The sequence below is a fragment of the Paenibacillus sp. E222 genome (assembly GCF_013401555.1).
Lineage (GTDB): Bacteria > Bacillota > Bacilli > Paenibacillales > Paenibacillaceae > Paenibacillus.
In genome coordinates this window covers 6,060,979-6,075,735 of sequence record NZ_CP058552.1, presented here as the reverse complement: position 1 = coordinate 6,075,735, position 14,757 = coordinate 6,060,979, and the positions used below count along the sequence as shown (strand labels likewise).

Annotated in this window: 15 protein-coding genes; all 15 read left to right on the top strand. The window is 45.1% G+C overall.

Translation table 11 applies throughout. The features are described from left to right. The first annotated feature begins 7 nt into the window (after positions 1-7). From HW560_RS26930 to HW560_RS26860, 15 genes are read left to right on the top strand one after another with little or no spacing between them, the layout of a single operon-like run. Positions 8-229 carry a flagellar FlbD family protein gene (locus HW560_RS26930; RefSeq protein WP_024630220.1) on the top strand — a complete coding sequence of 74 codons (222 nt, stop codon included), beginning with the start codon at positions 8-10 and terminating at the stop codon, positions 227-229. Continuing rightward, entirely contained in the window at positions 229-687 is a 459-nt protein-coding gene (locus HW560_RS26925; protein ID WP_090895979.1) for a flagellar basal body-associated FliL family protein, read from the top strand. The genes HW560_RS26930 and HW560_RS26925 overlap by 1 nt, the downstream gene beginning before the upstream one ends. Positions 688-726: 39 nt before the next feature. Then, positions 727-1,725, top strand: a complete 999-nt coding sequence (gene fliM, locus HW560_RS26920; protein WP_090895983.1) for a flagellar motor switch protein FliM — start codon at positions 727-729, stop codon at positions 1,723-1,725. Then, positions 1,715-2,977 (top strand): flagellar motor switch phosphatase FliY, encoded by a 1,263-nt coding sequence (gene fliY / locus HW560_RS26915; protein ID WP_090895986.1) that lies wholly within the window; start codon positions 1,715-1,717, stop codon positions 2,975-2,977. Before fliM ends, fliY begins: the two co-directional genes overlap by 11 nt. 28 nt (positions 2,978-3,005) lie before the next feature. Further along, entirely contained in the window at positions 3,006-3,371 is a 366-nt protein-coding gene (locus HW560_RS26910; RefSeq protein ID WP_017689175.1) for a response regulator, read from the top strand. An 8-nt stretch (positions 3,372-3,379) separates the two neighbouring features. Continuing rightward, complete coding sequence (locus HW560_RS26905) at positions 3,380-3,919, top strand: flagellar biosynthetic protein FliO (RefSeq protein ID WP_371121409.1); 540 nt, start codon at positions 3,380-3,382, stop codon at positions 3,917-3,919. Next, positions 3,916-4,671 (top strand): flagellar type III secretion system pore protein FliP, encoded by a 756-nt coding sequence (fliP, locus tag HW560_RS26900; protein WP_079694684.1) that lies wholly within the window; start codon positions 3,916-3,918, stop codon positions 4,669-4,671. The genes HW560_RS26905 and fliP overlap by 4 nt, the downstream gene beginning before the upstream one ends. A 25-nt stretch (positions 4,672-4,696) precedes the next feature. Beyond that, complete coding sequence (fliQ, locus tag HW560_RS26895) at positions 4,697-4,966, top strand: flagellar biosynthesis protein FliQ (RefSeq protein WP_024630226.1); 270 nt, start codon at positions 4,697-4,699, stop codon at positions 4,964-4,966. 10 nt (positions 4,967-4,976) lie between these two features. Next, on the top strand, positions 4,977-5,765 hold the full coding sequence (fliR, locus tag HW560_RS26890) for a flagellar biosynthetic protein FliR (protein ID WP_090895987.1): 789 nt from the start codon (positions 4,977-4,979) through the stop codon (positions 5,763-5,765). Between the two features lie 23 nt (positions 5,766-5,788). After that, entirely contained in the window at positions 5,789-6,871 is a 1,083-nt protein-coding gene (gene flhB, locus HW560_RS26885; protein ID WP_177185672.1) for a flagellar biosynthesis protein FlhB, read from the top strand. Positions 6,872-6,896: 25 nt separating this feature from the next. After that, on the top strand, positions 6,897-8,930 hold the full coding sequence (gene flhA / locus HW560_RS26880; protein ID WP_179265163.1) for a flagellar biosynthesis protein FlhA: 2,034 nt from the start codon (positions 6,897-6,899) through the stop codon (positions 8,928-8,930). Further along, on the top strand, positions 8,927-10,282 hold the full coding sequence (gene flhF, locus HW560_RS26875) for a flagellar biosynthesis GTPase FlhF (RefSeq protein ID WP_179265162.1): 1,356 nt from the start codon (positions 8,927-8,929) through the stop codon (positions 10,280-10,282). Before flhA ends, flhF begins: the two co-directional genes overlap by 4 nt. Beyond that, entirely contained in the window at positions 10,279-11,166 is an 888-nt protein-coding gene (locus HW560_RS26870; RefSeq protein WP_090895995.1) for a MinD/ParA family protein, read from the top strand. The genes flhF and HW560_RS26870 overlap by 4 nt, the downstream gene beginning before the upstream one ends. A gap of 33 nt (positions 11,167-11,199) precedes the next feature. After that, the gene (locus tag HW560_RS26865; protein WP_179265161.1) at positions 11,200-12,639 is read left to right on the top strand and encodes a protein-glutamate methylesterase/protein-glutamine glutaminase; all 1,440 of its coding nucleotides are present in this window, start codon (positions 11,200-11,202) and stop codon (positions 12,637-12,639) included. Between the two features lie 32 nt (positions 12,640-12,671). Beyond that, the gene (locus HW560_RS26860) at positions 12,672-14,747 is read left to right on the top strand and encodes a chemotaxis protein CheA (protein ID WP_179265160.1); all 2,076 of its coding nucleotides are present in this window, start codon (positions 12,672-12,674) and stop codon (positions 14,745-14,747) included. The last annotated feature ends 10 nt before the right edge of the window (positions 14,748-14,757 follow it).

Here is a 14,757-nt window from a genome sequence, read left to right as displayed (position 1 = left end):
GCTTAGCATGATTTCGGTTACGCGGTTAAATGGTTCTCCCATGTGGTTAAATGCGCTGATGGTTGAAATTGTGGAAGAGACACCAGACACGTATATTACTCTGGTAACCGGAAAGAGACTTATTGTGCTTGAGAAAGCCGATGAGGTTATTTCCAAAATTAAAGATTACAACCGTGAAATCGGGGTTCAGGCAGCCACTATTAAAGTGCAGCAAACGGAGGAGTCCTGATGAAAAAGATGTTGCCTTGGCTTGCAACAAGCTTGCTAGCGATAACACTCATTGTGGTGGTTGTGTTTGTATTTATGCAAGGACAGAACGGGAATAAGATTGATACACATACGGCAGCCGCGGCAGAGAAGAAGATGACTGCGGATGAGATTGTTGCAGTTTCCTCAGAGCTTGGAGAAATTAAAACCAATTTGGCTGATATAGACCATGTTGTAGTTGTAAGTTTTTCTTTCAAATTATCCGACAAAAAGGCTAAAGAAGATTTTGAGAAAATTAAGGAAATCACGGTGAAGCCTATTATCATCCAGACTTTTGCGGATACCAAGTCTGATGAGCTGGCTACAGCGAAAGGTCGCATTCAATTTAATAAAAAATTGACCGAGCTTATTAATGAAGCTTTACCAGAAGGTAAACTTGCCAGCACTAGTTTTTCTGCTTTTGTGATGGCGCCAATGTAATGAACAGGACACGCTGTAAATCTGTAAGGGGGTGAGAACATGGTGGATGTATTATCACAAAATGAGATTGACGCCCTATTAGCTGCCCTTTCCTCTGGTGAGATGGATGCGGAGGAATTGAAAAAGGAAGAAACTCAAAAGAAAATTAGATCCTACGATTTTAAGCGGGCGGTTCGTTTTTCCAAAGATCATATTCGAAGCTTGACCCGTATTCACGAAAACTTTGCACGCTTTCTCACCACTTATTTTTCAGCCCAACTGCGGACGTTCGTTCAGATCAATGTCGTTCAGGTTGAACAGCTGCCTTATGACGAGTTTATCCGTTCTATTCCAAAGATGACGATATTGAACATATTTGAGGCGGAGCCATTACAGGGACGGATGGTGATGGAGGTTCATCCCAACGTGGGTTATGCAATGCTGGATCGTCTGCTTGGCGGAACAGGAAATGCACCGACCAAGATCGCATCGATGACGGAAATTGAGACGACGATTATGGAGCGAATATTCAGCCGTGCGTTTGAGAGTTTGCAGGAAGCATGGAAGACGGTGTTGGATATTTCTCCAAGGATGGAAGCACTGGAGACCAATCCGCAATTTATGCAGATTGTATCCCCCAATGAGACCATTGCTTTGATCTCACTGAGCACCAAAATCGGTGACACCACAGGCATGATCAATTTGTGTATCCCGCATGTCGTTCTTGAGCCTATTATGTCCCGGTTGTCGACTCATCAGTGGTTTGTTTCGGAGAAAAAGACGAGAGCGCCGGAAGAATATGATGCTCTCAGAGAGCGTGTGAACAAAGCTAAACTGCCCGTCGTTGCGGAGTTGGGAGAATCCAGGATTTCGATTGCTGAATTTTTGGGTCTGTCGGTTGGCGATGTCATTACGTTGAACAAACCCGTTGATGAGGGACTGTCTATTAAAGTTGGAGACAGACTGAAGTATATGGGGAGCCCGGGAACGATCAAGGATCGTGTGGCTGTGCAAATAGACAAGATTGTCACCGAAGGAGTTGAAGAATTTGACGAGTAAGGATTATTTATCCCAAGAAGAAATCGATGCTTTGCTCAGACAATCGGAATCGATGAACAGTTCGGAACCGGCTGAGAAAACAGTTGATGATTTTTTGACCGAGCTGGAACAGGATGCCTTGGGGGAGATTGGTAACATTACATTTGGTAGTGCGGCGACAGCTTTGTCCACGCTATTAGGCCTAAAAGTAGATATTACAACACCTAAGGTGTCCATCATCAGTCGGACACAGTTTGATGAAGCCTTTCCTAAGCCTCACGTTGCAGTCCATGTGAATTATGTAGATGGATTTGAAGGAATCAACTCATTAGTCATCAAAAAACGGGATGCTCAAGTCATAGCCGATCTGATGCTTGGCGGTGAAGGGAATCCGGTTGATGAAGAATTGAATGAAATCCATATCAGTGCAGTACAGGAAGCCATGAATCAGATGATGGGTTCGTCTGCTACATCCATGTCCACAATCTTTAACCGTTTCGTGAATATTTCTCCTCCGGGAATTGATATTCTCAATATGGAAAGTGGTGAGGGAGTCAGCAATCTTCCAGAAGATGAGACTCTGATCCAAGTATCATTCCGGCTGTTGATTGGCGATCTGATTGATTCCAATCTCATGCAGCTGCTTCCCGTGCATTTTGCAAAAGAAATGGTAGAGATGTTGATTGGCGGAGCCCAAGAGTCTACTGCTAGCGCACCAGTTGCGTCTACACCTGAGCCAGCACCGGCAGCAGTACCGGCTGCCCCTGAGCAACCTCCGGTTCAGCAACAGATACCGCCACAGGCGCAGCAGCCGCCTGTTCAGGATTATAATGGCTATGGACAGGCTCCAATGGGGATGCCTCAAGGAATGCCGCCACAGCAGCCTTATGGCATGCCTGCGCAGCAACCTTATGGTGTACCGCAGCATTACGGCGGTGTGCCGAATAGGAATGTAAACGTACAACCGGTTCAATTCGCCAATTTGCAAAATGGGGCGTTCGGCCAGGTAGACGAAAACAATTTGAATTTATTGATGGACATTCCCCTTAAAGTCACCGTAGAATTAGGAAGGACCCAGAAGCAAATTAAGGATATTTTAGAACTGTCACAAGGTTCAATTGTCGAGCTGGACAAACTGGCCGGTGAACCTGTCGATATTTTGGTGAATAACAAGTTGATTGCCAAAGGTGAGGTTGTCGTAATCGACGAAAACTTTGGTGTTCGTGTTATAGATATCGTAAGCCAATGGGACCGAATTCAGAAATTACAATAAGCACAATTTAGGGAGGACTTGAATCAAGATGGCAAACCGAATTTTAGTCGTGGACGACGCTGCATTTATGAGAATGATGATCCGGGACATTTTGTCCAAAAACGGATACGAGGTCGTTGGCGAAGCACAGGATGGATCACAAGCAATTGAGAAGTTTAAGGAGCTTCGTCCTGATCTGATCACAATGGATATTACCATGCCTGAGATGGATGGTATTGCAGCTTTGAAAGAAATCAAAAAAATTGATGCCAACGCAAAAGTAATTATGTGCTCTGCGATGGGTCAACAAGCGATGGTTATTGATGCAATCCAGGCCGGAGCTAAAGATTTCATCGTGAAGCCGTTCCAATCTGACCGGGTTATCGAAGCAATCAGCAAAACGCTGGGCGTTTAAGAGACATGATGATGGCTCAGGATAAGATTCCAGATGATGTGGGCACGGGAGTCAATTATTATTTTCAGCTTGTATGGGTGATTGTTGTCCTGGCCGTCATTCTGGTTCTTATAGTCTATCTGATTCGTTTTCTAAACAAACGGAATCAGCGATGGTTCCGGAACGGCACAATTCGTATTTTGGGTGGGGTCGGACTGGGACCAAACAAGTCGCTGCAAATTATAGAAATTGGCGGTAGCGTTTACCTACTCGGTGTGGGTGATGACATACAGCTGGTGGATAAGGTTTCGGATCTTGAAGAGGCTCAGCGAATCATTGATTCATTTGAACGGGATGCTTCAGCACAACAGGGAAGCCTTTCGCCTCTTATTGCAAAGCTGGCTGCCCGCTTGCGCAAAGATGAACCGCCGCGAGAAATGGAACTCGAGGATACAACCTCTTTTCACGAACTGTTTGAATCTAAACTTCGGCAGATGCCTAACCGTAAAGAGAAGATGGAGAAGGTCCTGGAAGAAGACAATACTACAGATCGGTCGAGGGATTCATGAAGAAAAAGATTTGGTTAGCGTGTTTTTTCATAGGACTCATCAGTCTGGCTTCCGTCACTGCTGCCTTTGCCGAACCGATTCCGAATATTGATATTCAAATTGGGAACGGGGATGGGAGCACACCAAGCACGAGTTCACTATCCATTATCCTGTTGATCACGGTACTTAGTATCGCACCAGCCTTGCTGGTACTGATGACCAGTTTTACACGGATTGTTATCGTTCTCGGTTTTGTGCGGACATCCTTGGGTACGCAGCAAATGCCACCCAATCAGGTGCTGGTCGGTTTAGCACTTTTTCTGACACTTTTCATCATGTCACCGACGTTGTCATCCATTAATCAGGTAGCGCTTCAGCCCTATCTTAAGGGAGACATCACACAAACCGAAGCGTTGGAAAAAGCTGCGGATCCCATGAAGAAGTTTATGTTCTCCCACACTAGGGAGAAAGACCTATTGCTGTTTATGAAGTACAATCAAACCGAAAAGCCCAGCACATACCAGGATATTCCGATTACTGTGATGGTACCGGCATATGCAATCAGTGAGTTGAAGACAGCATTCCAGATGGGATTCATGATCTTTATTCCCTTCTTGGTTATAGACATTGTAGTTGCGAGTACACTCATGGCTATGGGTATGATGATGCTTCCACCTGTAATGATCTCATTACCTTTTAAAATACTGTTATTTGTACTTGTCGATGGCTGGTATCTGGTCGTGAAGTCACTGTTGCTGAGTTTTAACACTTGAGCCGGCATATTAAAGGAGGACGGTCATGACTTCGGAGTTTATTATCGGTCTGGCCGGGAAAGCAGTTTATACTTCACTGCTGGCCAGCGCACCTATGCTTATTCTAGCTCTGGTTGTAGGACTCATTATCAGTGTGTTTCAGGCAACCACTCAAATTCAGGAGCAAACCCTGGCCTTTGTGCCTAAAATCATTGCTGTACTTCTGGCAGTACTTTTGTTTGGTCCTTGGATATTGAATATACTGGTCGATTTCACGTATAACATTCTCGATAATTTATACAGATACATAGGGTAGGCTGTTGCAGATGGAGACATTGTTGCAAAGTTTTCCTGTCGCTCTGCTTATGTTTTGTCGAATAGCATCATTTTTTGTAACTGCGCCAGTCTTCTCGGCTCGGAATGTGCCGAATTCTCTTAAAATTGGTTTATCGGCATTTGTAACCTTTACTGTGTATATGGTATACGGCATAGATCAGGTTGTCCCTACAGATCTGAGTTATATCCTGCTGGTTATCCGAGAGATATTGATTGGTTTGCTCCTAGGCTTTGTTGCATATCTGTTAATGACGGCTGTACAGACAGCAGGAACCTTTATCGATCTTCAGATCGGTTTTGGTATGGCCAACGTATATGATCCAATGACAGGTGCATCTGCTCCGCTTACAGGTAACTTCAAATATGCTTTTGCGGTATTGCTCTTTCTGACAATGAACGGACATCATTATCTGCTCGATGCCATTGTTTACAGTTATCGCTGGATTCCGTTGTCGAATGTATTCTTTCTACGATTGGCAGATGGAAGTATTGCTGAATTTTTGGTGAGTACATTAGGCCAATCATTTATGCTGGCTTTTCAGATGTCTGCGCCAATTGTAGTAGCTCTGTTTTTGACAGATGTAGGGCTGGGATTCTTGGCCAAGACGGCTCCACAATTTAATGTATTTGCTGTCGGAATGCCGCTTAAGGTACTCGTTGGACTTGCTATTTTGCTTTTGCTGGTTCCCAGTTTTGGCTTTGTGTTTAGTCAATTGTTCGAAGTAATGTTCACAGCCATGGAAAACTTGCTTGGGACTATTGGACAAAGGCCAGGCTGAGTGAAACGGAGGACAAGATTCGAATGAAATATCAACTCGACCTCCAGATGTTCGCAGGGGAAAAAACAGAGAAGGCTACCCCGAAAAAGAGGCAGGATACGCGAAAAAAAGGACAGGTTGTCAAAAGTATGGAGCTGTCCGGCGCATCCATTCTCCTATTCACCTTTTTGATCATGATGATGTTCAGTAACTTTTACAAAGAACGTATAGTTCGATTGTTTACAGACATCTTCATTAATCGGATGAGTATGGAAATTACCGGGGAGAACGTCGTAGCCTTAATGATGCGTTATGGCATCGAGGTGATGCTATTGCTTGCTCCTGTTTTGCTCGGTGCGGTACTCGTTGCGTTAATTGTCAATTACATGCAGGTAGGTTTCCTGCTTGTAGGAGAGGGTTTAAAGCCGAAACTGGAAAAGTTGGATCCGATTAAAGGGTTCAAGAACATTTTTTCTCTTCGTTCTTTGGTGGAGTTTGCTAAATCCATTATGAAAATGTCGATTATCGGCTTTCTGGTTTACAGTACAATCACAGGTTATCAGTCAGATATTGCTTCATTGTCTCACTTTTCATTGGATGCGATTCTGCATTTTGCTGCTTCAATCACCTTAAGCTTGGGAATCAAGATTGCAGTAGCCCTGTTAGTACTTGCTGTACTCGATTATATGTACCAGAAGTATGATTACGAAAAGAACATTCGGATGTCCAAGCAAGACATCAAGGACGAATACAAAAAAATGGAAGGTGACCCACTGATCAAGGGTAAAATCAGGGAGCGTCAGCGTCGTATGGCTGTTCAGCGCATGATGCAGGAAGTTCCCAAAGCGGACGTGATTATCACCAACCCAACTCACTTTGCCGTTGCGCTTAAGTATGAGGGCTCGGAGATGGAAGCGCCCCAAATTATAGCCAAAGGTCAGGATTACGTCGCCTTACGTATTAAGGAAATTGCCAAAGAGCACGGTGTCATTACCATGGAAAACAAGCCGCTGGCACGGGCATTGTTCCAGAGAGCCGAGATTGGTGACGCCATACCGGCTGATTTGTTTCAAGCGGTAGCCGAAGTGCTGGCTTATGTATATAAATTAAAGGGCAGAACGAAATAACAGGGGATCGGAGGCCGTACATCCATTGAAAATAAAAGATATAGCTGTCCTTGCGGGTATCATCGGCATCGTGTTGATGATGATTCTCCCGATCCCAACCTGGTTGTTGGACATGTTGCTTGTCATCAATATCTCACTTGCACTGATGATACTGCTTGTTGCAATGAACAGCAAAGAAGCACTGCAATTTTCCATCTTTCCTGCATTGCTGCTGATTACGACGTTGTTTCGATTAGCACTCAACATATCAACAACAAAACTGATTTTGGGTCAAGGAAACGCAGGATCGGTAGTCGCTACCTTTGGTAGCTGGATCGCTGGCGGACAGATAGCCATCGGATTTATCGTGTTTCTGATTCTCGTCGTTGTTCAGTTTATCGTTATTACGAAGGGATCGGAGCGTGTAGCTGAAGTTGCAGCACGATTCACCCTCGATGCGATGCCTGGTAAACAGATGAGTATCGACGCAGATTTGAATGCAGGCCTGATCAACGAGCAGCAAGCACGTGAACGCCGTTCCAAAATTGAACGCGAAGCTGATTTTTACGGAGCCATGGATGGAGCCAGTAAATTTGTAAAAGGGGACGCTATTGCAAGTATCATTATTCTCCTGATCAATCTTATTGGTGGTTTTATCATCGGGATGACGGTACATGGTCTCGCTTTTGCCGATGCGCTATCCACCTATTCCGTATTGACGATCGGGGATGGGCTGGTTAGCCAGATTCCTGCACTCCTGATATCTACAGCAGCAGGTCTTATTGTAACAAGAGCATCATCGGAAGGGAATTTGGCCGATGACATTACGGGGCAATTGTTTACATACCCGATGCTCCTTTATATTGTATCTTTTGTAATAGCTATGCTCGGCTTTTTCACGCCGATCCACATTATTACAACGTTGCCGCTTGCAGGGTTGCTGGCTTTTGCCGGATGGAGGATGCAGAACAATCTGAATCAGAAGCAAGAGGCAGAGGAGCAAATGGAAGAGGAGCAGCAGATCGAAGAAGTTAGAAGTCCGGAGAGTGTAATCAACCTTCTTCAGGTGGACCCTATCGAGTTTGAATTTGGTTACGGTTTGATTCCTCTGGCTGACAATCAACAGGGTGGGGACTTATTGGATCGGATCATTATGATTCGTAGGCAGTGTGCTCTTGAACTGGGGTTAGTCGTTCCCGTTATCCGGATTCGGGATAATATCCAATTAAGACCGAATGAATATGTCATCAAAATCAAGGGTAATGTTGTTGGCGGCGGAGAACTGTTGTTGAATCATTATCTGGCTATGAGTCCGGGGTATGAAGAGGAATCGGTTACAGGAATCGAAACGACAGAGCCGGCCTTTGGTCTTCCAGCGTTATGGATAGATGAAGTAACCAAAGACAGAGCTGAACTTGCAGGATATACAGTGGTAGATCCTCCCTCAGTTGTAGCCACACATCTGACTGAATTGATTAAGAAGCATGCGCATGAGTTACTTGGCAGACAAGAAACCAAAGCACTTGTGGATAATCTCAGAGAGAATTATGCTGCGCTGGTGGATGAGCTCATCCCATCCGTCCTGTCTATCGGAGATGTACAGAAAGTGCTCGCCAAGTTGTTGCGTGAGAAAGTCTCCATTCGTGATATGGTTACAATCTTTGAGACACTCGCGGACTACGGAACGTATACCAAAGACCCGGATGTACTGACGGAATACGTGAGACAATCGCTCTCTCGTCAGATTACCCAGCAATTCTCTCAAAAAGGTGAAACGCTTAGAGTAATCACTGTTGGACCTGGTCTGGAGAAGAAAATTGCAGAGAGTGTGCAGCAATCCGATCAAGGCAGTTACCTTGCATTGGATCCGGCTTCAACACAAAGTGTATATCAAAAATTGACTGAACAAGTTAATCGATTGATCCAGTCGGGCCAGCAGCCAGTTGTATTAACTTCTCCAACCATTCGTATGTATCTTCGTCAGGTGATTGAGCGCACCATGCAGGACATACCAGTGCTTTCCTATAGTGAGTTGGAACCGAATGTTGAAATCCAAAGTGTCGGGGTGGTGAACTTATGAGAGTAAAACAATACGTCGTTGAAACCATGCCCGAAGCTATGCTTCAAATTCGTAAAGACCTGGGAAGTGATGCCGTCATTCTGTCCACCAAGGAAATCAAGGTGGGCGGTGTGCTGGGAATGTTCCGAAAGAAAAGGATCGAAGTTGTAGCAGCTGTAGATAAGGAAGAAAAAAAACAGGCTACAAATCAATTACAAAACCAATTTTCACCCGTACCTCGCGCATTTGTACCTGAAGCATATCGGCAAACGGCTCGTTCGTTTGTCGTTGCTTCTGAAGAATCGGCTGCAAGTATCGCTGAAAAAAATGTGCAAGAGAAAGCGACGGATGCCACAGCTGTGTCTGAATCGAGTAAACTCGGTTCAGACATGGGCAACGGCAGAGCTTCTTTGAGTATCGAGCATAAACCGCGACCGCAAGGGGCGGATTTTTCGGGTTTAACATCTGCGAGTGGGCAGCAGGAGAAGGCGATCGATCCACAGCAGGACCAACTGATGTCTGAATTGCAGGAGCTCAAACTGATGATGACCAAGTTGTCTAAACAAGGAGCTTCGGCAGACCTTCTACCAGAGGAGCTTCATGCTCTTCGAGAAAGGTTGATGGAGCAAGACATTTGGCCAGAAGTATGGGAATCTTGGTTTGAGCTTGTTCAGACGAAGCTCTCTGAAAAAGGATTAAATGAAGTAGAAGCTGTTCAAGCAGTTCAATTGGAAATATCGCATTTTTTGGAGAAACGTATCGACGTGGGTATTTTGCCAACCACACGCATTGTGTATGTAGCTGGGCCAACGGGTGTTGGTAAAACAACGACCATTGCCAAGCTGGCGGCTGAACAGATGTTCAACAAACAGCGAAAGGTAGGGTTCATTACATCGGATACCTATCGGATCTCAGCAGTAGAACAACTTAGAACATACGCATCCATCTTAAATGTTCCGCTAGAGGTCGTACAATCCCCGGGTGATACACAACGTGCGATCTCCCGTCTTGAGGAATGTGATCTGATCTTCATGGATACAGCCGGAAGAAACTACAGAAATGAGTTGCTTGTTTCAGAACTGCAAAGTTTACTCGCGCCTTTGGAAAATAGTGAAACCTTTTTGGTTTTGAGCATGACTTCCAAAAGTGCTGATATGGTTCAAATTACGGAGCATTTCAGCAAATATGGGCTGGATAAGGTTATTTTTACCAAGATGGATGAGACCGGAAGCTGCGGTCCAATGTTTAACCTGCTTCACCGTTTTCCGCTCAAACTTGCTTATGTGGCTAACGGACAAAATGTGCCGGATGACCTGCTCAAGCCTGATGCGGATTCTCTGACCAAACAATTGTTAGGAGAGCTTGTACAATGAAGGACCAGGCAGCCTCACTCAGAAGTATGGTCGCCATGCCTAACGGAGAGGAGGGGAGGGGACGTGATTCACGCTCCTCCAAAATCATAACCGTTGCCAGTGGAAAGGGAGGGGTTGGTAAATCCAACTTTACACTTAACTTTGCATTGAGCTTACAGGCGATGGGGCAAAAGGTATTGGTGTTTGATGCAGATATAGGGATGGCTAATATTGATGTCCTGATGGGAACCTCTTCTCCTTATAATCTGTACCATCTGTTATACCGACAGAAATCCATACAGGAAATCATACAGCTAGGTGCAAGCGGGTTGCCTTATATCGCCGGAGGTTCGGGGATGAAAGAATTGTTCTCATTGTCAGATCGAGATCTGGAGTTTTTTGCTGGACAAGTTGAAGAGATTGCACAGGAAATGGATTATGTCATTTTTGATACAGGGGCAGGACTTTCCAGAGAAAATATGAAATTTATCGGTGCAGCTGATGAATGTCTGATCATCACCACACCTGAACCGACTTCAATAACCGATGCTTATGCTTTAGTTAAAGTTATGCATGGCCAGGAAAATGCCACACCCTTTCGGATGATCGTTAACCGGGTTGAAGACCAGCAAGAGGCGGAACGGGTGGCGGATAAAATAGCTGGAGTGGCAAAAAGATTTTTACAGATCGATATCCCGCTACTTGGATATATTTCCGAAGATGCCCAAGTTGTAAAGGCAGTTAAAAGGCAAGTGCCATACAGTCTGGCATATCCAAATGCAAAAGCTTCCAGGGATATATTGAAACTCGCACATTACTATCTGGCTGCACCTGCTGCTCCGGGATCCGAAACCTTGACAGGAATCAGAGGATTTATGAAAAAGTGGCTAAAGCGGACAACATGATTTCTGAATAAAGGAAATAGGGGTGGAAATAACATGGCGGTGTATCAAGTTTTGGTTGTCGATGATTCCGCTTTTATGCGTAAAATTGTTTCAGACTTAATTGAAGCAGATTCGGAGTTTAAGGTTACGGCAACAGCATCAAATGGTAAGGAAGCTATTCAAAAAGCAATAGAGTTGAAGCCCGATGTTATCACAATGGACGTTGAGATGCCTGAAATGAATGGGTTGGACGCATTAAAATCGATCATGAAGCAATCTTTCGTTCCGGTGATTATGCTCTCGGGTATCAATGAACAAGGCATGAAGGAAACCATCATGGCTCTCGAGGCGGGTGCGTTTGACTTTATTCGTAAGCCATCGATTGTGCATGATCAGGACATTGCCCAAGTAGGTAAAGCGCTGGTTGAGCGGATGCGAGCAGCTATGGATGAAATTAAGCGAAAAGCCGATCGTGAAGCATCGATGAAGAAACGGGATGAAGCACAGAGCAAACTGTTGCAACAGTCCCAGCGAGTTCAGGTTGATCCTTCTTTACCAGATCGTAAAGGTGAATTGAAGAAAACGATAGAACCTACCCAGTCAGGAAAACGACTTGGCAGCGGACAAACTGAACCTTTAAGAGCAAAACCGAAGCCACCTACTGTCCCACTGACAAAGCAGAATGCAGAACGTATGGACAAAAAGCTGCAACCTTTACGAGATGCAAATCGGGCTTCAGATGCCTTTACTGACAAATTAGCAAAGCCAAACAAGCCAGCGCAGCCTCCCAAGGAAAACCGTTTGTCCAATATATCTCGATTGGTAGAACAGGAGACAGCGGCAGCTTCAACTGAACCATCCAAAGATGTTGCAAAGGTTATCCCGTCTCATAAGGGAGCAGGAGGACCGGAAGGATCAGTTAACAAACTTGTGGCAATTGGTTGTTCAACTGGGGGACCTAGAGCCCTCAAAACTTTGCTGGAGCAACTGCCAGGTGATTTACCTGCTCCAGTCATTATCGTACAGCATATGCCGCCGAACTTTACCCGTTCCCTTGCGCAGCGATTGAATACGTTCAGTGAACTGCATGTGGTTGAAGCTGAGGAAGGCATGGTTCTACGAAAAGGGACAGCCTATATTGCTCCAGGCGGCTTCCATGTCAAAGTCAACAAAACTGCGGATGGAAGGTTCACCATAAAGCTGACAGAGGAAGAACCAGTTAATGGACACAGGCCTTCAGTAGATACGATGTTTGAATCGCTGCTGCCGTACACATCATTGCAACGACATCTGGTTTTGCTGACAGGGATGGGCAGTGATGGCGCTCGTATGATGAAAAAATTGTATGAAGCGGGTGTCACATCAACCTTTGCAGAGAATGAAGAAACTTGTGTTGTGTATGGTATGCCGCGTTCTGCTGTAGAGCTGCAATGCGTGCGTCATCTTCTGCCCTTGCAGGAGATTGCGCCAAAACTTGTTCAAGCTGTGAAATAAACGGAGTTAACTCATGGAGGAGGTGCCTCACAATGGACATGAATCAATATTTATCTATGTTTATTGATGAGTCTAATGATCATCTGCAGTCCCTTAACGAAAATATGCTTCAACTCGAAGGCAGTCCGGAGGATTTGGGAATTGTTCAGGTCATATTCCGCTCTGCTCATACGTTGAAGGGTATGGCTGCTACAATGGGTTTTGAGGATTTGGCATCATTGACCCACAAAATGGAAAATGTGCTGGATCTGGTACGTAACGAAAAGTTGAAAATGCAGGATTTTATTTTTGATACTCTATTCAAGAGTTTGGATGCTTTGGAAACAATGGTCCAGGATATTACACAAGGTGGAGAGGGTAAAGCGGATGTCTCCTCCATCGTAGCTTCTCTCCAAGCCATTGAGAGTGGTGAATGGACGGGAGGTACTGCTCCGGTAGCAGAAGTAAATCAATCATCAGGTACAACAACATCAAGCGCGGTTGAACTCGACGAATTCCAGTACTCCGTATTGGACCAGTCCATAGCTGAAGGTCACCGTGTGCTCTATATTGAAGTTCTTGTCAGCGAGCAGAGCCAGCTGAAGGGCGTACGTGCATATATGGTCTTCGATCTGTTGGAACGCTCGGGTGAAGTGGTTAAATCGTTCCCAACCGTTCAGGATATCGAGCAAGAGAAGTTTGAGCGCAGTTTTTCGTTGTATTACATAACAACCAAAGAGGCGCAGGAACTTGAAAAAGGCATTATGAGCATCTCTGAAATTGAGAGTGCCAAGGTCATTCAGCTGGATCAAGAGACGCTTCAGCAGATGACTAATCAGGCTGCGGTAACAGCTGAAGTGGAAGCTGCACCTGTTCCTGCTCCAGTAGATGCATCCCAGGAACCGAATTCTTCATCGAAAGAAGAACCAAATAAACCGGCAGCGACTAAAACAGTTGCACCAAAACAAGCTGCTGCACCATCACGTACCATCCGCGTGGATATCGAACGTCTGGATGTACTGATGAACTTGTTCAGTGAGTTACTAATCGATCGTTCGCGTCTCGAGCAGTTGGCCAGCGAGACGGGTAACAATGATTTATCCGATACGGTAGCTCATCTGAGCAGAGTTAGTACAGATTTGCAAAATATTGTATTGAAATTGCGGATGGTTCCTGTAGATACGGTATTCAACCGTTTCCCACGTATGATTCGTGACCTGGCTAAAACACTCGACAAAAAGATCGATCTGGTCATTACGGGTGCCGAAACGGAACTTGATCGGACTGTAATCGATGAGATTGGCGATCCGCTGGTGCATTTGCTGCGTAACGCAGTAGACCATGGGGTTGAATCGATCGCAGAGCGTGTGGCAGCAGGTAAACCGGAATTGGGAACAGTTAATCTTCGGGCCTTCCATAGCGGAAATCATGTATTTATCGAAATCGAAGATGACGGTAAAGGCATTTACCGCGATAATCTTTTGAGAACAGCGGTCAAACGTGGTGTTGTTACCGAAGAACAAGGTGCCAAGATGAGCGATGATGAAGTCAACCAGCTGTTGTTTGCACCAGGCTTCAGTACCGCTGATAAAATCTCGGATATCTCCGGCCGTGGAGTAGGCTTGGATGTTGTAAAATCCAAAATCACTTCCCTTGGTGGGAATGTAACCATTCATTCGACACCAGGTAAAGGGACTAACTTCTCTGTTCAGTTACCATTGACCCTGTCTATTATCGCTGCGATGCTTGTTCGACTAGGGTCCGAGAAATATGCTGTTCCTTTGTCTTCTATTGTGGAGACAGCTATTGTCCAGCGGGAACAGGTTCGCAACATTCATGGCAATAAAATGATCACGTTCCGAGAGTCTCTAATTCCGTACCTGTCATTGAGCGAAGTTTTCGGAGTGCCTGATTTCAATGATGCGGACGAACAAGAAACTGAAATTGTAGTCATTCGGAAAGGTGAACGTCTTGCAGCTGTAGCCGTTGAAGAATTTATTGGACAGAGTGAGATAGTTCTTAAATCGATGGGGACTTATCTTCCTTCCATTGAAGGGATCTCTGGTGCAACGATTCTGGGAGATGGACAAGTAGCTCTGATTCTTGACCCTAATGCATTTATTAAATAAGCACGCAAGA